This window comes from Salipiger bermudensis HTCC2601 (genome assembly GCF_000153725.1).
Classification (GTDB): Bacteria; Pseudomonadota; Alphaproteobacteria; order Rhodobacterales; family Rhodobacteraceae; genus Salipiger; species Salipiger bermudensis.
The window spans coordinates 2,402,972-2,424,486 of record NZ_DS022276.1 but is presented as its reverse complement, the minus strand read 5'-3'; the positions used below and the strand labels follow the sequence as shown (position 1 = coordinate 2,424,486).

Genomic DNA, 21,515 nt, shown 5'->3' with positions numbered 1-21,515 from the left:
GCTGCGGCTGGTATAGGTCTTCTTGGCCGGCGCGCGGTAGACCCGCTGTTTTTTCGGCTGGTTGGCGATGGCGCTGCCGATCATGCCCCCCACGAGGCCCCCGACAAAGGCGTTGTCGGCCAGCGCGGGCAGCGGTGTGAGGGCGATGCTTGAGGTAAGAAGGCCGGCGATGACATGGCGTTTCACAGTCAATCTCCTGAAAAAATGGAGCGAACCGCGAATGAATTGATGCCGCGGCCGCGCGATATAGGGCGAAAAGTCGACGTGCTATCACGTCAGGTTCGGTCGCATTCACGATTCTGTCAATGAATGAGCGATGCAAAAATGCCTCAACCTTGACGGACAGGCTTCCAAACCGGGTGCGGTGCGCTCTTGACGCCCTGCCCGACTGGGCCTAGCCGATCCGCCATGACCGAGTGGATCACATCCGATGGCCTGACGGGCTATGAAGAGGCGGTGGCCTTCATGGAGGCGCGCGCCGCCGCCATCGCCGCGGGCGAGGCCGACGAGGCGATCTGGCTGCTCGAGCACCCGCCGCTCTACACCGCCGGGACTTCGGCCCGGGCCGAGGATCTGCGCGAGCCCGGCCGCTTCCCGGTCTACGACAGCAAGCGCGGCGGGCAGTACACCTATCATGGCCCCGGCCAGCGGGTGATCTACGTCATGCTCGACCTCAACCGGCGCGGGCGCGATATCCGTCGCTTCGTGCAGCAGCTCGAGGCCTGGGTGATCGCGGCGCTCGCGGAGTTCAACGTCACCGGCCATATCCGAGAGGGCCGGGTCGGTGTCTGGGTCGAGCGCCCCGACCGGCCGCGCCTGCCCGACGGCCGCATGGCCGAGGACAAGATCGCCGCCATCGGCATCCGCCTGCGCAAATGGGTGAGCTTCCACGGCATCTCGATCAATGTCGAACCGGAGCTGTCGCATTTCGAAGGCATCGTGCCCTGCGGCATCACCGAGTTCGGCGTCACCAGCCTTGTCGATCTCGGCCTGCCGGTCTGCATGGCAGACCTCGACGTGGCGCTGAAGCGCAGCTTCGACGAGGTCTTCGGCAACTGAGCCGCTCAGGGCAGCGGCTTCTCCATGTAGACGCGCTGAAGTCCGTTCACCTCTGCGCGGTGGGTCTCGGCATAGCCGCGTTTGCGGTAGATCGCGACGTTCTCGACCATGGTCACGTGGGTGTAGAGGCGGATCACGCCGAAGCCCTGCCGCCGCGCCTCGGCCTCGGCACAGTCGAGCAGCAGGCGGCCATAGCCCCGACCCTGCGCCCGCGGCGCGATGGCGATATTGTCGAGCAGCATGTGGGTCGCTTCCGGGATCAGCACCAGAAGCCCCGCCAGCCCCTGCCCATCGCGCAGCACCCGCAGCCGTCCGGCGGCGACATGGGCGGCGTAATCGTCGCGCATCGGCCCCGGCAACAGACCCATGCGCGCCACGTAGGGACGGTAGGCCGCCTCGACGATCGCCTCGATCTCCGGAAGGTCGGAGATCCCGGCAATCGCGGTCTCGGGCAGCGGATCGTTCATCAAGGGTTCCTCACGGGAATTGACCGGAGCGGCGGATCTGGGGAGAGAGCCGCTCCGGTCAGCCTAGCCTGTCACGGTGGGGAACAACACCGACAGGCACGCACCTTGCAGACTGGGGTCGGGCAAGGTGAGGTCTCTGCTCGGCAGCGCCCGGTCAGGGCGTGCGGAACATCTCGTCTCGGAGGTCTTCGCGGGTCAGCCCGATCTGCCGGAGTTCGTCATCAGACATCGTTCGCAGCGTCGCGCGCTGCTCGAGAACCTGCTTCCTGCGGCTGCAGAACGGCGCTGATACCCAGCGCCAGAATGTCCGCCAAACGGACTCGAATACCGTGTGCTCAAAATAAGCCATCGCGGGCTTCTCCACTCAAAACAAAGAAACTTGGTATTAATGTCTTCACCCTAGCACAAAACAGCGGTGCTGACAGGTCTGGAAAACCTGACGTGTCGCGCATGCTCGCGTCAAGTCACATGTGCGCACGCCCCTTGGTTGCGCTGGAAAGCGCCGATCGCAGAAAGGTAGAACCAGATCGCGCTCATCCCCCCTATTGGAAGGATGCATGCCCGTCGCAAGGGAGGTGCGACAATAAAGTTTGATCCAGATCAAACCCCAATATTGCCGCGTCCTTAGGGACATTCTAAAAGAGAGACTTGAAAGAGAGGTGGGTTGTGGTTCTCAAGCAGCCGCCAGGGACGGACCAACAGGAGGCAGACAATGGCAGACGCCGCCATTCACGGCCACGAACATGAGGATGACCGGGGGTTCTTCACCCGCTGGTTCATGTCTACGAATCACAAGGATATCGGGATTCTGTACCTGATCACCTCGGCGATCGTGGGCCTCATTTCGGTGTGCTTCACCGTATACATGCGACTCGAGCTCATGGAGCCGGGCGTTCAATTCATGTGCATGGAAGGGGCGCGTCTGATTCCGACCGCGACCGAAAACTGCACGCCCAACGGCCACCTCTGGAACGTGATGATCACCGGCCACGGCATCCTGATGATGTTCTTCGTGGTGATTCCGGCGCTCTTCGGCGGCTTCGGCAACTATTTCATGCCGCTGCAGATCGGCGCGCCGGACATGGCGTTCCCGCGCATGAACAACCTGTCCTTCTGGCTCTATGCTGCCGGCACCACGCTGGCGGTCTGCTCGGTGTTCTCGCCCGGCGGCAACGGCCAGCTCGGCTCGGGCATCGGCTGGGTGCTCTACCCGCCGCTCTCGACCACCGAGGCAGGCATGTCGACCGACCTCGCGATCTTCGCGGTGCACGTCTCGGGCGCCTCGTCGATCCTCGGCGCGATCAACATCATCACCACCTTCCTGAACATGCGTGCCCCGGGCATGTCGCTGTTCAAGGTGCCGCTCTTCGCGTGGTCGATCTTCGTCACCGCATGGCTGATCCTGCTGGCCCTTCCCGTTCTGGCCGGCGCCATCACCATGCTGCTGACCGACCGCAACTTCGGCACCACCTTCTTCGACCCCGCAGGTGGCGGTGATCCGATCCTCTACCAGCACATCCTGTGGTTCTTCGGCCACCCGGAAGTGTACATCGTGATTCTGCCGGGCTTCGGCATCGCATCCCACGTGATCGCCACCTTCTCGCGCAAGCCGGTCTTCGGCTACCTGCCGATGGTCTGGGCGATCATCGCGATCGGCGCGCTCGGCTTCGTCGTGTGGGCCCACCACATGTACACCGTCGGCATGTCGCTGCGTCAGCAGAGCTACTTCATGCTCGCCACCATGGTGATCGCGGTGCCCACCGGCGTTAAGATCTTCTCGTGGATCGCGACGATGTGGGGCGGCTCGATCGAGTTCAAGACGCCGATGCTCTTCGCCCTCGGCTTCCTGATCCTGTTCACCATCGGCGGCGTGACCGGCATCGTGCTGAGCCAGGCTGGCGTGGACCGCGCCTATCACGACACCTACTATGTCGTGGCGCACTTCCACTACACCATGTCGATGGGCGCGGCCTTCACCATCTTCGCGGGGGTCTACTTCTACCTGCCGAAGATGACCGGCAAGATGTACAACGAGACGCTGGGCAAGATTCACTTCTGGATGTTCTTCGTCGGCGTGAACCTGACCTTCTTCCCACAGCACTTCCTGGGCCGCCAGGGCATGCCGCGCCGCTACATCGACTACCCGGAGGCCTTCGCCACCTGGAACTTCGTGTCGAGCTGGGGTGCGCTCCTGTCCTTCGCCTCGTTCCTGCTGTTCTTCGGCATCGTGATCTACACGATCCGCAAGGGCGCACCGGCGACCGAGCGCAACCCGTGGAACGAGTACGCGGACACGCTCGAGTGGACCCTGCCCTCGCCGCCGCCGGAGCACACCTTCGAGCAGCTGCCGAAGCGCGAGGACTGGGACAAGCAACACGCGCACTGAGCGCCACGCTGATCCCGACAGACCAGAAGGCCCCGGAGCACGCTCCGGGGCCTTCTTCTTTGGCGCGGTGTTGATCTGCCTCCTTGCGCAAGCGCGCAAAACCGGCTGCAGTTGTCGCATGACCCTGCCCAACCGCTTCGCCGCCATCGCTGACATCCACGGCAACGCCGACGCCCTGCGGGCGGTGCTGGCCGATATCGACCGGCTCGGCATCAGCACGGTGATCAATCTGGGCGACGTGTTCAGCGGCCCGCTCGCCGCCTCCGAAACCTGGGAGATCCTGCACCAGCGCGCCTTCCCCACGGTGCGCGGCAACCATGACCGGCACCTGATCGAGCATCTTCCGCACGAGCTTATGGCCTCGGACCGGGTCGCCCGTGACGAGCTCCCGGAAAGGGCGATGGGCTGGCTGCGCAGCCTGCCGATGGTGCTGGAGCTGGGCAATGCCTTCCTCTGCCACGCCACGCCCGGCAGTGATCAGGTCTACTGGCTCGACGAGGTCAGCCCCGAGGGCATCGTGCACCCTGCCCCGCAGGCCACCGTTGCCGCGCGGCTCGGGGGCGTGACCAGGCCTCTGATCCTCTGCGCCCACACCCACCTGCCCCGCGCCGTGCGCCTGAACGGGCAGCTCATCGTCAATCCCGGCAGCGTCGGCTGCCCCGGCTACGACGACATCCACCCGGTGCCGCACGTGGTCGAGACCGGCACACCGGATGCCTGCTATGCGGTGCTGACGCGCGAGGGCGAGAGCTGGCAGGTCAGCCACCGCCACGTGCCCTATGACAGCCGCCGCATGGCCGCCCTTGCCCGAGCGCGCGGCCGAGACGAATGGGCCCGCGCGCTCGAGACCGGCTGGCTCTCGGCCTGAGCCCCGCGCCCCCTCGCCACAGCAGCAGACCAGCGACATCTTTCTTGTCGACCGGCGCGCGGGAGGTGTTAGATTTCGCCCGTCATGCCATATCGTTGGGAACAGACCGAGACACCGTCCGACCGGGCAGAGCTGCATCTCTGGCCGCACCAGTCACTTTCGGCCGAGGGCTTCTCGATCTTCATCCTGAGCTTTTTCCTGCTGGCGCTGATCCCGTTCTTCGGGCTGATCGGCACGGTGCTGCTCTGGGGTCTGCTGCCCTTCATGCTGCTGGCGGTGGGCGGCATCTGGTTCGCGATCCGACGCAACAACCGAGACCGGCAGATCCTCGAGATTCTCACCATCGACCATGAGACCCTGCGCCTCGTGCGGCACAACCCGCGCGGCCCCGATCAGGACTGGGAGGGCAACCCCTACTGGGTCAAGGTCGCGATGCACGAGCGCGGCGGCCCGGTGCCCTATTACGTGACGCTGCAGGGCAGCGGGCGAGAGGTTGAGATCGGCGCGTTTCTGAGCGAAGACGAACGCAAGACCCTTTTCGCCGAGCTGAGCGACCGGGTGCGCGTGCTCGCCAGCCCCTGACGCCACCCCGGTCCCCGCAAGGATTTCCCATGGCCCAGGCCCCCGCCACGCCCAAGCTGAAACGCCTCGCCCTGCGCGCCGCCGCCAGCCTCGCGCCGTCCCTGGCTGAGCGGCTTTCGCCCGCGCCATCGGAACAGGCGGCGCTGGCGTTGCGCGCTGCGGCTCGAGGAAGGCCCCGCCCCCGGGCCGAGAAGGTGATCTTCCTCGTGCCGCTGGTCGGGCCGCATCACGTTGGCGATTGGCAAGCGGTGACCGAGCGGCTGCAGCAGACCGTCGAGAGCTTTCGCCGGCAGGACGGCGCGTGGCAGGCGGTGATCTGCTGCCAGGAGCGCCCGCCCCTGCCCGACGATCCGCGCATCAGCTGGCTACCTTTCTACGATCCGACCCCGGGCAACGACAAGTGGCGCAAGCTGGCCGCACTCTGCGATCACCTCGCCGCTGAGTCGCGTGGCCCCGCCTATGTCATGAGCTTCGATGCCGACGACCTGCTGCGCGACGGCACGGTTTCCGAGATGCTGGAGCGGCAGGAGGCCGGCTACCTCGTCGAAACCGGCTACGTGATGGATCATGCCACCGGCGACGTGGCGCTGGCCGGGCCGCGCCGCCTCACCAAGCCGCTGCGCAAGCCGTTCTGGAAGCTCTGCGGCTCCTGCACCGCGCTGCTGCACGATCCCGAGTTGCCCGAGAGCGCCGCCTTCCTGCGCGAGATGACCGCGCATGAGCACCGCATGTTCCCCTATCTGGCAGGGCTCGCCGGACGCGGTCTTTCGGCGCTGCGCCGGCCGTCGGTGCTCTACGTGCTCAATCACGGCGAGAACTTCGGTGCGCGCCGCGGACGGGTCGGGTTCAAGACCCGTTTCGTGCAGCGATTCCCCGTCGACCCAAAGGACTGGGAAGCGGCCCGGAAGCAATTTCCCGAGCCCTGAGCGGCGGTCCCGCCGACACCTGCCTGTTGGGAAAAACCCCGGGCCTCAGCCCGCCGCGGCGAGCCGGTCCTTGACCATCGGCCCCACGGCACCAAAGTCCATGCGGCCTTGGTAGCGCCCTTTGAGCACCCCCATCACCCTGCCCATGTCGCGGATTGAGCTGGCGCCGACCTCGGTCATTGCATCGTCGACCGCCTGCGAGATTTCCGCGTCGCTCATGGGCTTTGGCAGGAATTCCTCGATCACCTCGACCTCGGCCAGTTCCTGTTCCGCGAGGTCGAGCCGGCCGCCCTCCTCGTAGGTCCGCGCGCTTTCCTTGCGCTGCTTGACCATCTTCACCAGCAGCGCCAGCAATTCGGCCTCGTCGACCTTGGTCTCGCCATCCGCGCTCCGAGCCGCGATGTCGCGATCCTTGAACGTGGCGTTGATCAGCCGCAGCGTCGACAGCCTGTCGGTGGCCCGGTCCTTCATCGCCTGCTTGGTCGCAGCCGAGATGCGTTCTCGCAATTGCATGGAAACGATTATCCCCGTTGACGTTTCAAGCGCCCAACCTACCGAAAGCCCCGGCGCGGCGCAACTCTGCGCGCCCGCCCGCTAAAGCATTGATTTCAAATACATTCCGTTTTCAGGATAGCACTTGACCCCAAGTCCCGCGCACCTTACCTAAGGCGCAATTTGCCGTCTGCCAGCTGCCAAAAGGAGTCGCGCCATGCCGCCGATCGCCAAACCTACTGCCTGCCTCGCCCTCGCCGATGGCACGCTGTTCTACGGACAGGGGTTCGGCGCCACCGGCCAGACCGAGGCCGAGCTCTGCTTCAACACCGCCATGAGCGGCTACCAGGAGATCATGACCGACCCGTCCTATGCCGGGCAGATCGTGACCTTCACCTTCCCGCATATCGGCAATGTCGGCGTGAACCCCGAGGATGACGAAACCCAGGATCCGGTCGCCGCTGGCATGGTGGTCAAGTGGATGCCGACGCAAAGCTCGAACTGGCGCGCGGTGCAGGAGCTGTCCGAATGGCTGGCCTCGCGCGGGCGCATCGCCATCGGCGGCATCGACACGCGGCGTCTGACCCGCGCCATCCGGCAGTCCGGTGCACCGCACGTGGCACTTGCGCATGATCCCGAGGGGAATTTCGACGTCGAGGCTCTGGTCAAGGCGGCACGCGCCTTCCCGGGTCTGACCGGTGTCGACCTCGCCAAGGGCGTGACCTGCGCCCAGAGCTACCGCTGGGACGAGATGCGGTGGGCCTGGCCCGAGGGCTACGCGCCGCAGACCGCGCCCAAGAAGAAGGTGGTCGCCATCGACTACGGCGCCAAGCGCAACATCCTGCGCTGCCTCGCCTCTGCCGGCTGCGACGTCACCGTGCTGCCCGCCACCGCGACCAAGGAGGACGTGCTGGCGCACAAACCCGACGGCGTGTTCCTGTCGAACGGCCCCGGCGACCCGGCCGCGACCGGCGCCTACGCCGTGCCGATGATCAAGGGCATCCTCGACGACACCAAGCTGCCGGTCTTCGGGATCTGCCTTGGCCACCAGATGCTGGCGCTGGCGCTTGGCGGCAAGACCGTCAAGATGAACCACGGCCACCACGGTGCCAACCACCCGGTCAAGGAGCTCGATACCGGCAAGGTCGAGATCACCTCGATGAACCACGGCTTCGCGGTCGACGGCCAGTCGCTGCCCGAAGGCGTGGTCGAGACCCATGTCTCGCTCTTCGACGGCTCGAATTGCGGCATCCGCATGAGCGACCGCCCGGTGTTCTCGGTCCAGCATCACCCCGAGGCGAGCCCCGGCCCGCAGGACAGCTTCTACCTGTTCGAGCGTTTCGTCCAGGCGATGTAATTGCGGCGAAATTTCGGCGCGACCCGCCGAAATTAACGAACGCTTTACCATAAGCCTCCAGAACCCTTCCTGTCCCGGTACAGGAGGGGATCATGCCAGAGAGCAGACCGGTCTTCCGCTCGACGCGCCCGGCGCGTGGCGCCAGCGCCGCAGAGTCAGCCGCCCCGAAGATCCCCGCGCCAAAGCCATCGCGGCCGTTTGCCGTGGCGCCCGTGCGCAGCTTGCAGTTCGCCGAGGCCCCGGCGCCACTCTGGCGCGGCCCGGTGCTGCATCTTGAGCGCAACCAACGTCCGCCGGATCCTGCCCTAGCGCCCCTGCTGCCGCCCGAGACCTGCCTGCGCTATGCGGCCCTGCCGTGGCGGCAGGTTGGCAACACCCTGCTTCTGGCCACCGCCCGGCCCGAGAGGTTCGACGCGGCGCGCGCCGCGTTGCCTCCCGGCTGCGACGACGTGGTCATGGCGACCGCCTCGATGGCCGACATCCACGCCGAGATCGCCGCCCGCCACGGCCCGGCACTGGCCCGCGACGCCGAAACCCGCCTGCGCCCCGAGCTGAGCTGCCGCGACCTGAACCGGCTCACGCCGCGACGGGCGCTTGCCGCCGGGGGCTTTGCGCTGGCCGCGCTGACCACCCTCGCGCTCGCACCCGCGGCGTTCTTTCTGGCGGCTGCATCGCTTGCCATCGCGGTTCTGATCCTCGCCCAGATCACCCGGCTTGCCGCCCTCCTTGCCAGCCGGCGCTCGGTGCCGGACGCACCAGTCGGCCCCGTGCGACTTCCCCGGATCTCGCTGCTGGTGCCGTTGTTCCGCGAGGAGCGTATCGCCGCGGCGCTGCTCGACCGGCTGTCGCGCCTCGACTACCCACGCAACCGGCTCGAAGTGCTGCTGCTGCTCGAGGCCAGCGACGACACCACCCGCGCCGCGCTGGCGGCAACCCGCCTGCCGCCCTGGCTGCGGGTGATCGAGGTCCCAGGCGGCCCGATCGCCACCAAGCCGCGGGCGCTGAACTACGGGCTGACCTTCGCCCAGGGCGACATTGTCGGGATCTACGATGCCGAGGACTCGCCTGCCCCCGACCAGCTTCTCAAGGTCGCCGGGCATTTCTGCCGCGCCCCGCCCGAAACCGCCTGCCTTCAGGGCATCCTCGATTTCTACAACCCCCATGCCAACTGGCTGTCGCGCTGTTTCACCATCGAATACGCCACGTGGTTCCGCCTCGTGCTGCCCGGGCTTGCCCGGTTGGGCTTTCCGATTCCGCTCGGCGGCACCACCGTGTTCTTCCGTCGCGAGGCGCTCGACCGGGTTGGCGGCTGGGACGCGCACAATGTGACCGAGGACGCCGACCTCGGCATCCGCCTCGCCCGCTTTGGCTATGTCACCGAACTCGTCCCTCTTGTGACCCGGGAAGAAGCCAACAACCGCACCTGGCCGTGGATCCGGCAGAGGTCGCGCTGGCTCAAGGGCTACATGGTCACTTGGCTGGTGCACTCCCGCCGACCGCTCACGCTGCTGCGCGATCTCGGAGCGTGGCGGTTCGTCGGGATGCAGGTCCTGTTTCTCACCACGATCCTGCAGTTCCTGCTCGCCCCCGCGCTCTGGAGCTTCTGGCTGCTGCTGCTTGGCTGGCAGCCCGCCGCCCTCGCCATCCTCACCGAGGCACAGAAACAGCTGCTGTTCGGAGGCTTCCTCGTCGCCGAGGCGATCTCGCTGATGGTCAGCGTCGCCGCGGTCGCGCGGAGCCCGCACCAGGGCCTGCTGCCCTGGGTTCCGACGCTGTTTCTCTACTTTCCCCTCGCCACCGTGGCGATCTACAAGGCGTTGCTCGAGCTGGTCACCCGTCCGTTCTTCTGGGACAAGACGATGCACGGCCACTCTGCGCCCGACCACGAAGGCGCCGACCTGCCGGAGCGCCCCGCACAGGGCACGGCTCAGTCGATCTTGTGACTGTCGAGCTTGAGCCGCGTCACGAAGGCCACCGAGATATGGTCGCGCAGCGCCTTGTAGGCGGCATCCTCGTCGCGCCGCGAGATCGCGTCGACGATCGCCTTGTGTTCGGCCAGCGCGATCTCGCCCCGTCCCTGCGCCGCGAGCGACGTTGTGGCCATCAGCGCCATGGAGCGATGCACCAGATCAAGCTGCTGCACGAGGAAACGGTTGTGCGAGGCGAGGTGGATCATCTTGTGAAAGCGCCGGTTGGCGCGGGCCAGCGCCGAGGGATCGTCGAGCAGCACCCGGTCCTCGCTGACCATGTCGCGCATCACCTGGATCTCTTCCTCGGTGGCATGACGCGCCGCCAGCCGCGCCGCCAGCCCCTCGAGCTCGGTGCGCACCACGTAGAGCTCGGCCATCTGGTTGTGATCGAGCGAGGCGACGATCAGCGAGCGCCCGTCGCGAGCCAGCAGCGACTGCGTCTCGAGGCGCTGCAGCGCCTCGCGGATCGGTGTGCGCGACACCCCGAAGCGCTCGGCCAGCTCGCTTTCGACCAGACGGTCCCCGGGGCGGTAGACGCCGGAATCGATGGCCTCGAGGATCAGCGTGTAGGCGTCCTTGTTGGGGGTGCGGATCTGGTTCATGCGTGTCTCCTCGGGCGATTGCGCGACGATAGCGCCATCACGCCACCGGGATCAATGCGCCCATTGCCGCGCTGCCGCGCCGGGACTAGGGTCGCCGCCATGGTGAAACAGCATTTCTCACACGTGCGTCACTGGGTCTTCGACCTCGACAACACGCTCTATCCGCCCGCCGCCCGTCTCTTCGACCAGATCGAGCGCAAGATGACCGATTTCGTCATGCGCGTCACCGGCGCCGACCACGGCGAGGCCGACGCCCTGCGCAAGACCTACTGGCACCTGCATGGCACCACGCTGGCAGGACTGATGGCCGAGCATCACATCGATCCCGACGCCTATCTCGAGGAAGTGCACGACATCACCTTCGACGCGCTCACCCCCGACCCGCACCTGGCCGAACTGATCACCGCGCTGCCCGGGCGCAAGATCGTCTACACCAATGGCAGCGCGCCCTATGCGGCGCAGGTGCTGCAGGCGCGTGGGCTGGATGCAGCCTTCGACGCGATCTATGGAGTCGAGCACGCGGGCTACCGCCCCAAGCCCGAGGAAGGCGCCTTCCGCGCTGTCTTTGCACTCGACGGCACAGATCCCGCGCAGGCCGCGATGTTCGAGGACGACCCGCGCAACCTGACGGCGCCGCACGCCATGGGCATGCGCACCGTGCACGTGGCGCCCGAGCGTGGCGAGGGCGATCACATCGAGCACCATACCGATGATCTCACGGCCTTTCTGCGCGGGCTGCGCTGAGCCTGCGCGACAGACTGCGACATTTCGTGCCTGCGGCAATTCTGACAGATGATATGCGCCGCGTGCATCATTATCTCCGGTCCGGAACCGCCGCTCCGCGCGGCCGCCAGACAGTTTCGAAGGAGATCCCCGAATGGCCATGACCCAGACCGCAGACTACGCCACCCCCACCGAGACCCGTTCGGGCGGCATCAGCATCGAAGCCAAGCTCTTCGCTGGCATCGCGCTGTTTCTCGCGCTGGTCGTCACCGCCACGGTGATCTGGGGTCCCGTGGGTCTTGCCATGTCGGCTCTGGCCTGCGTGCCTTTCTGCTATGCCGGGATCCTTCTGATCACGGTCGGCAAGTAAGCGGCATGGCCTCTTACCCGCGCCTGCCCTAGATAGAGAGGCAAAGGAGAGCGGTCATGGATTACGACATTCTCATCTCGGGCGGCGGCATCGCGGGTCTGACCGCGGCCGCCGCCTTCGGCTCTGCCGGGTTCTCGGTGCTCTGCGTCGACCCTGCCCCTCCGGTGACCGACCGAGAGGCGGCCGGAGCGGATCTGCGCAGCACCGCCTTCCTGCAGCCCGCGCGGGATTTCCTCGACCAGTGCGGTATCTGGGCTCGGCTCGACGGCCACGCCATGCCGCTCCAGGTGATGCGCATCATCGATGCCGGCGGTGAGCGGCCCGAGCCGCGCGTGACGCGGGATTTCGACGCCGAGGATATCTCGGAGCGGCCGTTTGGCTGGAACCTGCCCAACTGGCTGCTGCGGCGGGAGATCTCCGCCCATCTGCACGAGATGCCGGGGGTGGATTTTCGCCCCGGCACCGGCACGACCACGCTCTTCACCCGCGAGGCCTCGGCGCGGGTCGGGCTGTCGGATGGCAGCCACGCCACCGTGCGGCTGGTGATCGCCGCCGACGGGCGCAACTCGCCGATGCGCCGCGCCGCCGGGATCGGAGTGAAGACCACGCGCTTCGGCCAGAAGGCGCTTGCCTTCGCGGTGACCCATCCGATCCCGCATGGCAATGTCTCGACCGAGGTCCACCGCACCGGCGGCCCCTTCACCCTCGTGCCTCTGCCGGATCTGGATGGCCAGCCCTCCTCGGCGGTGGTCTGGATGGAGGAAGGCCCGAAGGCGGAGGCGCTGTTCAAGCTCGACACGCCCGACCTCGAGACCGCCATGTCCGAACGCTCGTGTCATATCCTGGGGCCGCTGAAACTCGCCTCGCAGCGCACGCTCTGGCCGATCATCGCGCAGCACGCGGAACGCCTCTCCGGCGAGCGACTGGCTCTGGTCGCCGAGGCGGCCCACGTGGTGCCGCCAATCGGCGCGCAGGGGCTCAACATGTCCCTGAACGACCTGCGCGCACTTCACGAACTGGCGATCCGGGCCCCAGACCGGCTCGGCGACCGCCAGATGCTCGCAAGCTATCACCGCCAGCGCATCGTCGACATCCGCGCCCGGGTCGCGGGCATCACGCTGCTCAACCGGACGTCGATGCTCTCCGCTCCGCCGCTGCGCGATGCCCGCGCCAAAGCGCTCGACGCGTTCTACGGCATCGCCCCGGTGCGCCGCACGCTGATGCAACTGGGTCTCGGCACCAGAACCTGAGCGTGAGGAAGGCGCCTCCGTCCAGCGTGGTGCCCGTGCCCGACGTCGCGCGGGCGGCACGGTCCGGCCTGCCTCCGGCGGGAGTATTTTTGACGAAGAGAAGACAGGGGCGCGCCGCTCCTGTCTTCTCTGGTTTCGAAACACCTCGGGGGTGAATTGGCGCTTGCGCCAAGAGGGGGCTGGCCCCCTCCCCCCGGCGATTGCGCCGCTCAGACCACCTGGTCAAGCACCGTCTCGAGCCGCGCCACCGTGCCATCGACATCCGCCAGCTTGTCGAGCCCGAAGAGACCGAGCCGGAAGGTCGAGAAGCCGGCCGGCTCGTCGCATTGCAGCGGCACGCCGGCGGCGATCTGGGTGCCCTTCGCGGCAAACGCGCGGCCGGTCTTGATTTCGGGATCGTCTGTGTAGCTCACCACCACGCCGGGCGCGCCGAAGCCCTCGGCCGCCACCGACCTGATGCCCCGTGCCGCAAGCATCGCGCGCACCTTGTCGCCCAGATCCCACTGCGCGGCCTTGGCGGTGTCGAAGCCCATCTCGCGGGTTTCGATCATTGCGTCGCGGAACATCTTCAGACCATCGGTCGGCATCGTGGCGTGATAGGCGTGGCCGCCCGCCTCGTAGGCCGCCATGATCTCGCGCCATTTCTTGAGATCCATGGCGAAGGAGTTCGACGATGTCTCCTCCATCCGCGCCAGAGCCCGCTGCGACAGCATCACCAGTCCGGCGCAGGGCGTCGCCGACCAACCCTTCTGCGGCGCCGAGATCAGCACATCGACGCCGGTGGCGGCCATGTCGACCCAGATACAGCCCGACGCGATGCAGTCGAGCACCATCAGCGCGCCGACCTCGTGCGCGGCCTCGGCCATGGCGCGGATGTAATCGTCGGGCAGGATGATGCCGGCGCTGGTCTCCACGTGCGGGGCAAAGACGATCTGCGGCGCCTCGTCGCGGATCGCCGCGACCACCTCCTCGATCGGGGCCGGCGCGAAGGGCGCGACGGGCTCGTTGCCGGTCTGGCGCGCCTTCATCACAGTCACCTCGCCGCCGAAAGCCCCGGCGTCGAAGATCTGCGACCAGCGGAACGAGAACCACCCGTTGCGCACCACCAGCGCCTTGGCGCCCTGGCCGAACTGGCGCGCCACGGCCTCCATGCCGAAGGTGCCACCGCCCGGCACCAGCGCCACGCCCTCGGCGCCGTAGACCTCGCGCAGCATCGAGGAGATGTCACGCATCACCTGCTGGAAATCGGCGGACATGTGGTTCAGCGAGCGGTCGGTGAAGACGACCGAGAATTCCTCGAGCCCGTTCGGGTCGACATCATCGCGCAGCGGCATGGCAAGCTCCTGTCTGTTTGCCCCTTCGATACCCCATCGCGCGGCAAACGCAACGCCTCCGAAGGGCGGCATCGCGGGATGGCGGGCGGGGCGATTGCCGCAGGCGAGCGCCGTCCCGCCTCCCGACGGCTAGACCGGGCCGGGGCGGCGCTCTTCGCTCAGCATCACGTTGGCCTCGACATTGCCGACGCCGGGCAGCGTCATGATGCGCCGCCGCAGCACGCGTTCGAAATCCGGCAGGTCACGCGCCACCACCCTCAGCCGGTAATCGAAGGCGCCAAGCACGTGATCGACCACCTGCACCTCCGGGATCGCCCGCACAGCGCGCTCGAAATCCTCGAGGCTGACCCGGCCCTTGGTGGCGAGCTTGATGCCGAGGAACACGGTCACCCCGAAGCCCAGCCGCTCGAGATCGAGATCAAGCCGCGCGCCGCGGAACACGCCCGCCGCCCGCAGCCGCTGGATACGGCGCCAGCAGGCCGGCTGCGACAGGCCGAGCCGGCGCCCCAGCGCCCCGGCGCTGGCATTGGCATCCTCGGCCAGCGCCCGGATCAGGGCGCGGTCGATCTCGTCGAGATCCTCAAGGGCGCTCACAGCGGCACCGTTTCGTCGGATTTCACCAGCGAGACATGCATCAGCGCCTCGATGTCGGCGATATGCGGCAGGGTGAGCAGCTTCTCGCGGTAGAGCACCTGATAATGCGCGAGATCGCGGGCGATCACCACGAGGCGGATGTCGACCGAGCCGAGGAAGGTCTGGATCTCGGTCACCTCCGGCACCAAGCGGGCGCCGGCGAGAAACTCGTCGAAGGCGCGCGGATGGGTCTTTTCCAGCGTCACCCGCAGCATCACTTCGATGTCGTAGCCCAGCGCCGGCCAGTGCACCACGCCGCGCACGCCGCGCAGCACGCCGCCCTCGCGCATGGCGGCCAGCCGCCGCGCCAGCGTCGAGGGCGTGACGCCGGCACGCTCGGCCAGCTCGGCCGACGGCATCTCGGGCGCCGCTTGATACTGGCGCAGGATGCGCCGGTCGGTATCGTCGAGCATGAATTCCCCGCATAATCTCGAAACCGAGAATGATCTTTCACCATTGCGTGGAAAATTCAAGAACTACGCAAGCACCATCGCCCCCGGCCCGCTAGATTGCCCGCCACAACGAGATCAAAAACAAGATCACCTAGGAAGGACGAGACCATGCGCGTTTATTACGACCGCGATTGCGACATCAACCTGATCAAGGACATGAAAGTGGCGATCCTCGGCTATGGCAGCCAGGGCCACGCGCACGCACTGAACCTGCGCGACAGCGGCGCGAAGAACGTCGTCGTCGCCCTGCGCGAAGGCTCCCCCTCGGCCAAGAAGGCCGAAGGCGAAGGCCTGCAGGTCATGGGCATCGCCGAAGCGGCAGCCTGGTGCGACCTGATCATGTTCACCATGCCCGACGAACTTCAGGCCGAGACCTACAAGAAGTACGTCCATGACAACCTCAAGGACGGCGCGGCAATCGCCTTTGCCCACGGCCTGAACGTGCATTTCGGCCTGATCGAGCCGAAGCCCGGCGTCGACGTCATCATGATGGCACCGAAGGGCCCCGGCCACACCGTGCGCGGCGAATACGTCAAGGGCGGCGGCGTGCCCTGCCTCGTGGCCGTCGATCAGGACGCCACCGGCAAGGCGCTTGAGATCGGCCTGTCCTACTGCTCGGCCATCGGCGGCGGCCGCTCGGGCGTCATCGAGACCAACTTCCGCGAAGAGTGCGAAACCGACCTCTTCGGCGAGCAGGTCGTGCTCTGCGGCGGCCTCGTCGAGCTGATCCGCTGCGGCTTCGAGACCCTGGTGGAAGCCGGCTACGCCCCCGAGATGGCCTATTTCGAGTGCCTTCACGAGGTGAAGCTGATCGTCGACCTGATCTATGAAGGCGGCATCGCCACCATGGATTACTCGATCTCCAACACTGCCGAGTATGGCCAGTACGTCACCGGCCCGCGCATCCTCCCCTACGAGGAGACCAAGAAGCGCATGAAGGAAGTCCTCACCGACATCCAGAAGGGCAAGTTCGTGCGCGACTTCATGCTCGAGAACCAGGTCGGCCAGCCGACCCTCAAGGCCTCGCGCCGCGCCAATGACGAGCACCAGATCGAGCAGGTCGGTGAAAAGCTGCGCGACATGATGCCGTGGATCTCCGCCGGCAAGATGGTCGACAAGGCGAAGAACTGATCGCTCGCTGATCCATCCGGCCGCTCTGGCCGGATCAGGCCCGCGCCCTCACCGGCGCGGGCTTTTGCGTTGCGGCTGCGATCAGAGCGCCTCGCCGCGCTTCAGCCGGATCGCGGCGTCGATCTGAGGCGCAGAGGTGCACCACTCGTCCCCCTTGGCGAGCCAGACCGCGTCACGGGTCTCGGCTGCGACGGTGATGCGGGATTCCGTGGTCTCGACGATCTCGGGTGGCAGCACGGACAGGAAGAGGAAGAGCGCTTCAGCGGTCAGGCACATGGGGAGAGGTCCTTCAATTGGCGTTGGTCCGGTCCTCCCTCTTTCACCCTAACCGAAGATCGCGTAAATCGAGAGGGCCGACGCTGCAATGCAGCATCGGCCCTCCGTCTTTCCGCAATGGCCAGCGCAAACCGCTCAAAAAAACGGCAGCTTTGCCCCTCAGAGGCCCAGCGAGCCCAGTACGATCACCGTGACCGTGGCCAGAACCGGGATCGCCACCGCGACCATGAAGATGTCGCCATAGCTCTTCTTGTGGGTCAGCCCGGTGATCGCCAGCAGGGTGATGACAGCGCCATTGTGCGGCAGCGCGTCGAACCCGCCAGAGCTCAGCGCGGTGACCCGGTGCATCAACTCCATGCTCACGCCCTGCGCCTGCCCCATCTCGGCAAACTGCTCGCCGAGCGCGTTCAGCGCGATCGACATGCCGCCCGAGGCAGAGCCCGTGATGCCGGCCAGAACGTTCACCGCCACCGCAAGGGAGGCCACGGGGTTGTTCGGGAACAGCCCCAGCACCGCGTCGCGGATCAAACCGAAGGCCGGCAGCGAGGCGATCACCGCGCCGTAGCCGACCTCGGAAGCGGTATTGAACACCGGCAGGAGCGAGCCCATCGTGCCGGTGTTGACGGTCTCCAACACGTCCTTGAAACGCCCCCAGTTGAGCCCGATGGCGAGCAGGATCGACAGGGTCAGCGACACGATGATGGCCCAGATGCCGGCGACCGAGCTCAGCGAGGTCTCGCCATATTGCGGCTCGGCGAGGTAGTCGGCCGACATCATCGGGATCAGCACGTAGGTGAACAGCGCGTTGAGCCCGATCACCGCCACCACCGGAGCGATCGCCACGGCAAAATTCGGCAGTTTCACATCGGACGGCAGCGTGCTGTCGGCGCCGGTGCTGTCGTGCTCGCCATAGCCCTCGCCCCGGCCCTGCGCGCTGGCCCGGCGGCGGTTCAGCCACAGCGTGCCGCCGCCCAGCATGATGATCCCCGCCAGCGTGCCGAAGAGCGGCGCGGCGAAGACGTTGGTACCGAAGAACGGGATCGGGATGGCGTTCTGGATCGCCGGGGTGCCGGGAAAGGCGGTCATGGTGAAGGTGAAGGAGCCCAGCGCGATGGCCGCCGGCAACAGCCGCTTGGGCACGTCGGCGCGGCGGAACAACGCGTTGGCGATGGGATAGATCGCGAAGGCCACCACGAAGAGCGAGACGCCGCCGAAGGTCAGCACGCCGCAGGCCAGCACCACGGCAAGGATCGCCTGCCCCGGCCCGACCCAGTCGACGATGCGCTCTGCGATGGTGCGCGCCGCGCCGCCATCGGCCATCACCTTGCCGAAGATCGCGCCCAGCAGGAACAGCGGGAAATAGGTGATGACGTAGCCGCCGAGGCTCTCCATGAAGACCTGCGTATAGGTCGCCAGCACCGGCAGACCGCCGGACATCAGCACCGCGAGCGCCGAGAGCAGCGGCGCAAGGATCAGCACGTTGATCCCGCGATAGGCGAGGTACATCAGCAGCCCGAGTGACAGGATGATTCCGAAAAGACCCATATGAGATTCCCCTCCAGTTGTATCGAGAGGGGACCTAGCCCGCATGAGTGACGAGGACCAGCACCGTCACGGAAACTTCACCACCTTGACTTCACGTCAGAAAAGCAGCCCCCAGAGGATCGGCAGCAAGAGCGCCGTGGCGAGCGCGTTGAGCCCCATGGCAAGCCCCGCAAAGGCGCCGGCGGTCTCGTTGACCTGCAGCGCGCGGGCGGTGCCGATGCCGTGGCTGGCGGTGCCGATGGCAAGGCCGCGGGCGCTCCAGCCCGTCACCCCCACGAGGGTCAGCACCAGCGGGCCGAGCATGGCGCCGAGGATGCCGGTCACGATCACCAGCACCGCGGTCAGCGAGGGCACCCCGCCAAGTTCCTCGGCGATGGCCATGGCGACCGGCGCGGTGACCGACTTGGGCGCGATCGAGGCCAGCACCTCGCTGCCGCCACCTGCCAGCGAGGCCACGCCCACCGCCGTGAGGATCGCGGTCAGCGAGCCGCAGAGCAGGCTCACGGTGATCGCCAGCGCAGAACGTCGCACCAGCGCCCATTGACGATAGAGCGGCACCGCCAGCGAGACCGTCGCCGGGCCAAGCAGGAAATGCACGAACTGCGCGCCCTCGAAATAGGTGGCGTAGTCGGTGCCCGTGGCGAGCAGCAGCGCCACCACCACGATCACCGCCCCGAGCACCGGGTTCAGCAGCGGGTTGCGCCCGCCCTTCTCGAACAGCCACGATGCGCCCTGAAAGGCCACCAGCGTCAGTGTCAGGTGGAACAGCGGCGAGGCGCTGAGATAGACCCAGGTCTCGGCGAGATTGTCGAGGTTATCCATCGTCGCGCGCCCCGCGCCCGAGCCAGCTCATCAGCAGGCCGGTGACGGCGATGGTGGCGATGGTGCTCACCAGCAGCCCCAGCCCGAGCGGCAGCGCCGCCTCGGCCAGCAGATGGAAATGCAGCATCATCCCGGCGCCCGCCGGCACGAAGAGCAGCGACATGGCGCGTTGCAGCCCGCCCGCCGCCTGCCCCAGCCCCTCGGGCACCGTGCGGCGCAGCGCGAGGTAGAGGAACAGCAGCACCATGCCGACCACCGGCCCGGGCACCGGCATGGCCAGCGTGCCGACCACCAGCTCGCCGGCAAGCTGGCAGACGAAGATCAGGGTGAGATAGCCAAGCATATGCACCTCCGGGGGAAACCTCCCCCGAAGGATAACCGCCCAAGGGCGGTGCGGATCAAGCGGTTATGCGGTCGCGGGCCGCGCCGGGATCACTCCCAGCAGCTGACCTTGACGGTCATCGCGCCGGCGGCGGCGGTCAGATCCTCGGGCGCCATGGCGGCCTCGCCCTGCGCCACCGAGCTGCGCAGCCCGGCGCCGGTCAGGAAGGCCTGAAGGGCCGAGGCATCGGCTGCAAAGGCGACATCCTCGGGCAGCGACTGGCCGTTCTGCGCCTTGGGCAGCAGCATTCCCAGCACCGCACCGCCTGCATCCACCACCGGACCACCGGCATCGCCGGGCTGCGCCGCCAGCGCAAGCCGCTCGAACTGCTCTTCACCGCGCAGGCCGCGGATATCCTCGAGCGCGCCGAAGGTCAGGGTGGGCGCGCTCAGCACGCCGCCAAACGGGTAGCCCGCGACGGCAACCTCGGAATTGATCCGCGGCGTGTCCTGCCGGAAGCTTGCCACCGAACGCGGCGCCAGCGCCGTCTCGGGGCGCAGCACGGCGACGCCGAGGGCCGGATCGCGCGCCGCCACCGTGGCCTCGTAAACATCGTCGAGGGTGATGCGCCCGCAGGAGGCCACCGCCTCGGCCGAGGTCACCACCGCGCCGCCGGAATCGACGAAGAAGCCCGAGACCGTGGCGATGGGCTTGCGGATCTCGAGCCCGGAGACGAGGTCGACCGACTGGCCGGCGTCGCTGACCTCGGCCGGGTCGAGCACCGCGTCGGTGGTGGCAAAGCTGGTCTGCATCAGGCCGAGCACGCGCTCGCGGCGCTCTTCGTCGCCGGCGGGCCAGATCAGGGTGAAGCCCTTGATATGCCCGTCGCGCAGGCTGACCTCGGTGTGGCTGACGATGCGGCTGTTGGCGCCTGTCAGGCTGAAGCCGTCGCGGTTGCGCTCACGCGGGCCCTCGAGCGGCACGATCTCGAGGGTCTGCATGATCTCGTAGAGCCCGCCCATGCTCTGGCGGTCGCCGGGCTGGCTGATCAGCAGCACCCGCGCCGGCAGGTCTCCGGTCGGCTCGTAGAGCGCGAAGGGCGCCTCGTAGCGGTCAAAGCCGACGGCGGCGGTGGGCATCTCGATGCGGATGCCGGCGCGCTCGTCGCGCACCATGCGCATGTCGAGCCCGTCGAGCACGGCGTTGTACTGCCCCATCAGCGCGGCACGCTGCCCGGTGGTCAGGATGCCGGTCGCGTCAAAGCCGTTCTGCGACTGCCACGCTGCCATCGCGCCGCGGGTGCCGCGACCGAAGGCACCGTCGATGCCGGCGTCATAGACCCCGGCCCAGCGCAGGGCGATTTGCAGCTGCTCGCGCTGCGCGCGGTTGAGCAGCGCCTCGCTGGCACGGGCCTCGCGCGGGGTCTCGTCGATCACCGGCTGCGGCTCGGGCTCGGGCGCGGCCTCGACCACCGGCGTCTCGGATGGCGGCTCTGCGGCCTCGGGCTGCGGCGCCGGCTGCACCGGCGCTTCGGTGGCGAGCCCTGCCCCCACCGGCCAGAACTGGTCGCGGTACTCCGAGGTCGCCGCGAGGTAGCTGTCGCGCGGGATCACGCCGTTGGCGCGCAGGTTGCGCAGCAACTGTCCGGCGTCGTCGGGGCTGTAGGGGCCAAGCGCGATGCCGTACCAGCCGCCGCCCAGCGAGAAGCCGTTGACGTTGTCGAGCCGGCTGGCATAGCCGCGCAGCGCCGCTTCGGCCTGCGCGAGGCTCGGCTGCGCCTCGATCTGGATGAACACCCGCTCCTGCGCGATGGCAGCCTGCGCGACCAGCACGGTTGTCGCGCCCGCCATCAGTATTGACCTCAACATCCCTGTATCTGTCCCTTGCGTCGGAAATCTTATTTTGCTCTGTCCTCGTGTTTACCAGAGCGGGTCGGGCCGTCACCTCA

General features: G+C 67.2%; 23 protein-coding genes and 1 pseudogene. 11 read left to right on the top strand and 13 right to left on the bottom strand.

The window, feature by feature from the left end; genetic code table 11:
* A pseudogene (locus R2601_RS26985) lies at positions 1-186 on the bottom strand (peptidoglycan-binding protein); the annotation flags it as partial.
* 222 nt (positions 187-408) lie between these two features.
* Between R2601_RS26985 and lipB the strand changes: the two are divergent.
* Positions 409-1,059 carry a lipoyl(octanoyl) transferase LipB gene (lipB, locus tag R2601_RS11560; protein WP_007798370.1) on the top strand — a complete coding sequence of 217 codons (651 nt, stop codon included), beginning with the start codon at positions 409-411 and terminating at the stop codon, positions 1,057-1,059.
* Between the two features lie 5 nt (positions 1,060-1,064).
* Here lipB and R2601_RS11555 read toward each other — a convergent pair whose 3' ends face one another.
* On the bottom strand, positions 1,065-1,526 hold the full coding sequence (locus R2601_RS11555) for a GNAT family N-acetyltransferase (RefSeq protein WP_007798367.1): 462 nt from the start codon (positions 1,524-1,526) through the stop codon (positions 1,065-1,067).
* Between the two features lie 154 nt (positions 1,527-1,680).
* Entirely contained in the window at positions 1,681-1,875 is a 195-nt protein-coding gene (locus R2601_RS11550; RefSeq protein ID WP_007798364.1) for a YjiS-like domain-containing protein, read from the bottom strand.
* Positions 1,876-2,238: 363 nt separating this feature from the next.
* Between R2601_RS11550 and ctaD the strand changes: the two genes are divergently transcribed.
* From ctaD to R2601_RS11530, 4 genes are all read left to right on the top strand, one after another.
* Complete coding sequence (ctaD, locus tag R2601_RS11545; protein ID WP_007798362.1) at positions 2,239-3,912, top strand: cytochrome c oxidase subunit I; 1,674 nt, start codon at positions 2,239-2,241, stop codon at positions 3,910-3,912.
* 118 nt (positions 3,913-4,030) lie between these two features.
* Complete coding sequence (locus tag R2601_RS11540; RefSeq protein WP_007798359.1) at positions 4,031-4,780, top strand: metallophosphoesterase family protein; 750 nt, start codon at positions 4,031-4,033, stop codon at positions 4,778-4,780.
* Between the two features lie 84 nt (positions 4,781-4,864).
* Positions 4,865-5,362 (top strand): DUF2244 domain-containing protein, encoded by a 498-nt coding sequence (locus R2601_RS11535; RefSeq protein WP_007798355.1) that lies wholly within the window; start codon positions 4,865-4,867, stop codon positions 5,360-5,362.
* 29 nt (positions 5,363-5,391) lie between these two features.
* Positions 5,392-6,288 carry a hypothetical protein gene (locus R2601_RS11530; protein ID WP_007798354.1) on the top strand — a complete coding sequence of 299 codons (897 nt, stop codon included), beginning with the start codon at positions 5,392-5,394 and terminating at the stop codon, positions 6,286-6,288.
* 45 nt (positions 6,289-6,333) lie between these two features.
* On the opposite strand, the gene R2601_RS11525 is transcribed toward R2601_RS11530, so the two are convergent.
* A complete protein-coding gene (locus tag R2601_RS11525) occupies positions 6,334-6,801 on the bottom strand; it encodes a GatB/YqeY domain-containing protein (protein ID WP_007798351.1) in 468 nt (155 codons plus the stop codon).
* Between the two features lie 196 nt (positions 6,802-6,997).
* Here R2601_RS11525 and carA point away from each other — a divergent pair, with 196 nt between their 5' ends.
* Positions 6,998-8,137, top strand: coding sequence for a glutamine-hydrolyzing carbamoyl-phosphate synthase small subunit (carA, locus tag R2601_RS11520; RefSeq protein ID WP_007798349.1), 1,140 nt, complete (start codon positions 6,998-7,000; stop codon positions 8,135-8,137).
* A gap of 92 nt (positions 8,138-8,229) precedes the next feature.
* Positions 8,230-10,080 (top strand): glycosyltransferase family 2 protein, encoded by a 1,851-nt coding sequence (locus R2601_RS11515; RefSeq protein WP_007798347.1) that lies wholly within the window; start codon positions 8,230-8,232, stop codon positions 10,078-10,080.
* Here the strand turns inward: R2601_RS11515 and R2601_RS11510 are convergent.
* Entirely contained in the window at positions 10,065-10,709 is a 645-nt protein-coding gene (locus tag R2601_RS11510) for a GntR family transcriptional regulator (RefSeq protein ID WP_007798345.1), read from the bottom strand. The genes R2601_RS11515 and R2601_RS11510 overlap by 16 nt on opposite strands.
* A 99-nt stretch (positions 10,710-10,808) precedes the next feature.
* Here R2601_RS11510 and R2601_RS11505 point away from each other — a divergent pair, with 99 nt between their 5' ends.
* The 3 genes from R2601_RS11505 to R2601_RS11495 all read left to right on the top strand — a co-directional run bounded on the left by R2601_RS11505 (position 10,809) and on the right by R2601_RS11495 (position 13,052).
* Entirely contained in the window at positions 10,809-11,453 is a 645-nt protein-coding gene (locus tag R2601_RS11505) for a pyrimidine 5'-nucleotidase (protein WP_007798341.1), read from the top strand.
* Between the two features lie 133 nt (positions 11,454-11,586).
* On the top strand, positions 11,587-11,802 hold the full coding sequence (locus R2601_RS11500) for a hypothetical protein (protein ID WP_007798339.1): 216 nt from the start codon (positions 11,587-11,589) through the stop codon (positions 11,800-11,802).
* A 56-nt stretch (positions 11,803-11,858) separates the two neighbouring features.
* Complete coding sequence (locus R2601_RS11495; protein WP_007798335.1) at positions 11,859-13,052, top strand: UbiH/UbiF family hydroxylase; 1,194 nt, start codon at positions 11,859-11,861, stop codon at positions 13,050-13,052.
* Positions 13,053-13,261: 209 nt separating this feature from the next.
* Here the strand turns inward: R2601_RS11495 and R2601_RS11490 are convergent, their stop codons facing one another.
* From R2601_RS11490 to R2601_RS11480, 3 genes are all read right to left on the bottom strand, one after another.
* Positions 13,262-14,386 carry an aminotransferase class V-fold PLP-dependent enzyme gene (locus tag R2601_RS11490; protein ID WP_007798332.1) on the bottom strand — a complete coding sequence of 375 codons (1,125 nt, stop codon included), beginning with the start codon at positions 14,384-14,386 and terminating at the stop codon, positions 13,262-13,264.
* Positions 14,387-14,515: 129 nt separating this feature from the next.
* Positions 14,516-14,980 carry an Lrp/AsnC family transcriptional regulator gene (locus R2601_RS11485; protein WP_007798330.1) on the bottom strand — a complete coding sequence of 155 codons (465 nt, stop codon included), beginning with the start codon at positions 14,978-14,980 and terminating at the stop codon, positions 14,516-14,518.
* Entirely contained in the window at positions 14,977-15,432 is a 456-nt protein-coding gene (locus R2601_RS11480; RefSeq protein WP_007798328.1) for an Lrp/AsnC family transcriptional regulator, read from the bottom strand. Before R2601_RS11480 ends, R2601_RS11485 begins: the two co-directional genes overlap by 4 nt.
* 147 nt (positions 15,433-15,579) lie before the next feature.
* On the opposite strand from R2601_RS11480, the gene ilvC reads away from it, so the two are divergent.
* Positions 15,580-16,602, top strand: a complete 1,023-nt coding sequence (ilvC, locus tag R2601_RS11475) for a ketol-acid reductoisomerase (protein ID WP_007798327.1) — start codon at positions 15,580-15,582, stop codon at positions 16,600-16,602.
* 81 nt (positions 16,603-16,683) lie between these two features.
* Here the strand turns inward: ilvC and R2601_RS11470 are convergent, their stop codons facing one another.
* The 5 genes from R2601_RS11470 to R2601_RS11450 form a co-directional block, all read right to left on the bottom strand.
* A complete protein-coding gene (locus R2601_RS11470; RefSeq protein WP_007798324.1) occupies positions 16,684-16,878 on the bottom strand; it encodes a hypothetical protein in 195 nt (64 codons plus the stop codon).
* 159 nt (positions 16,879-17,037) lie between these two features.
* Complete coding sequence (locus R2601_RS11465) at positions 17,038-18,423, bottom strand: GntP family permease (RefSeq protein ID WP_007798323.1); 1,386 nt, start codon at positions 18,421-18,423, stop codon at positions 17,038-17,040.
* 96 nt (positions 18,424-18,519) lie between these two features.
* The gene (locus R2601_RS11460; RefSeq protein WP_007798320.1) at positions 18,520-19,245 is read right to left on the bottom strand and encodes an LrgB family protein; all 726 of its coding nucleotides are present in this window, start codon (positions 19,243-19,245) and stop codon (positions 18,520-18,522) included.
* Complete coding sequence (locus tag R2601_RS11455; protein ID WP_007798317.1) at positions 19,238-19,588, bottom strand: CidA/LrgA family protein; 351 nt, start codon at positions 19,586-19,588, stop codon at positions 19,238-19,240. Before R2601_RS11455 ends, R2601_RS11460 begins: the two co-directional genes overlap by 8 nt.
* 89 nt (positions 19,589-19,677) lie before the next feature.
* Entirely contained in the window at positions 19,678-21,417 is a 1,740-nt protein-coding gene (locus R2601_RS11450) for a serine protease (RefSeq protein WP_007798313.1), read from the bottom strand.
* Between the last annotated feature and the right edge of the window lie 98 nt (positions 21,418-21,515).

Excerpts from the sequence above, each read along its gene's own strand:
- R2601_RS11540 (WP_007798359.1), top strand. The coding sequence starts at position 4,031 with ATGACCCTGCCCAACCGCTTCGCCGCCATCGCTGACATCCACGGCAAC.
- R2601_RS11465 (WP_007798323.1), bottom strand. The coding sequence starts at position 18,423 with ATGGGTCTTTTCGGAATCATCCTGTCACTCGGGCTGCTGATGTACCTC.
- R2601_RS11535 (WP_007798355.1), top strand. The coding sequence starts at position 4,865 with ATGCCATATCGTTGGGAACAGACCGAGACACCGTCCGACCGGGCAGAG.
- R2601_RS11550 (WP_007798364.1), bottom strand. The coding sequence starts at position 1,875 with ATGGCTTATTTTGAGCACACGGTATTCGAGTCCGTTTGGCGGACATTC.
- R2601_RS11450 (WP_007798313.1), bottom strand. The coding sequence starts at position 21,417 with ATGGCGGGCGCGACAACCGTGCTGGTCGCGCAGGCTGCCATCGCGCAG.
- R2601_RS11455 (WP_007798317.1), bottom strand. The coding sequence starts at position 19,588 with ATGCTTGGCTATCTCACCCTGATCTTCGTCTGCCAGCTTGCCGGCGAG.
- R2601_RS11495 (WP_007798335.1), top strand. The coding sequence starts at position 11,859 with ATGGATTACGACATTCTCATCTCGGGCGGCGGCATCGCGGGTCTGACC.
- R2601_RS11470 (WP_007798324.1), bottom strand. The coding sequence starts at position 16,878 with ATGTGCCTGACCGCTGAAGCGCTCTTCCTCTTCCTGTCCGTGCTGCCA.
- R2601_RS11530 (WP_007798354.1), top strand. The coding sequence starts at position 5,392 with ATGGCCCAGGCCCCCGCCACGCCCAAGCTGAAACGCCTCGCCCTGCGC.
- R2601_RS11505 (WP_007798341.1), top strand. The coding sequence starts at position 10,809 with ATGGTGAAACAGCATTTCTCACACGTGCGTCACTGGGTCTTCGACCTC.
- ctaD (WP_007798362.1), top strand. The coding sequence starts at position 2,239 with ATGGCAGACGCCGCCATTCACGGCCACGAACATGAGGATGACCGGGGG.
- lipB (WP_007798370.1), top strand. The coding sequence starts at position 409 with ATGACCGAGTGGATCACATCCGATGGCCTGACGGGCTATGAAGAGGCG.
- R2601_RS11460 (WP_007798320.1), bottom strand. The coding sequence starts at position 19,245 with ATGGATAACCTCGACAATCTCGCCGAGACCTGGGTCTATCTCAGCGCC.
- R2601_RS11480 (WP_007798328.1), bottom strand. The coding sequence starts at position 15,432 with ATGCTCGACGATACCGACCGGCGCATCCTGCGCCAGTATCAAGCGGCG.
- R2601_RS11490 (WP_007798332.1), bottom strand. The coding sequence starts at position 14,386 with ATGCCGCTGCGCGATGATGTCGACCCGAACGGGCTCGAGGAATTCTCG.
- R2601_RS11555 (WP_007798367.1), bottom strand. The coding sequence starts at position 1,526 with ATGAACGATCCGCTGCCCGAGACCGCGATTGCCGGGATCTCCGACCTT.
- R2601_RS11510 (WP_007798345.1), bottom strand. The coding sequence starts at position 10,709 with ATGAACCAGATCCGCACCCCCAACAAGGACGCCTACACGCTGATCCTC.
- ilvC (WP_007798327.1), top strand. The coding sequence starts at position 15,580 with ATGCGCGTTTATTACGACCGCGATTGCGACATCAACCTGATCAAGGAC.
- R2601_RS11525 (WP_007798351.1), bottom strand. The coding sequence starts at position 6,801 with ATGCAATTGCGAGAACGCATCTCGGCTGCGACCAAGCAGGCGATGAAG.
- R2601_RS11515 (WP_007798347.1), top strand. The coding sequence starts at position 8,230 with ATGCCAGAGAGCAGACCGGTCTTCCGCTCGACGCGCCCGGCGCGTGGC.
- R2601_RS11500 (WP_007798339.1), top strand. The coding sequence starts at position 11,587 with ATGGCCATGACCCAGACCGCAGACTACGCCACCCCCACCGAGACCCGT.
- carA (WP_007798349.1), top strand. The coding sequence starts at position 6,998 with ATGCCGCCGATCGCCAAACCTACTGCCTGCCTCGCCCTCGCCGATGGC.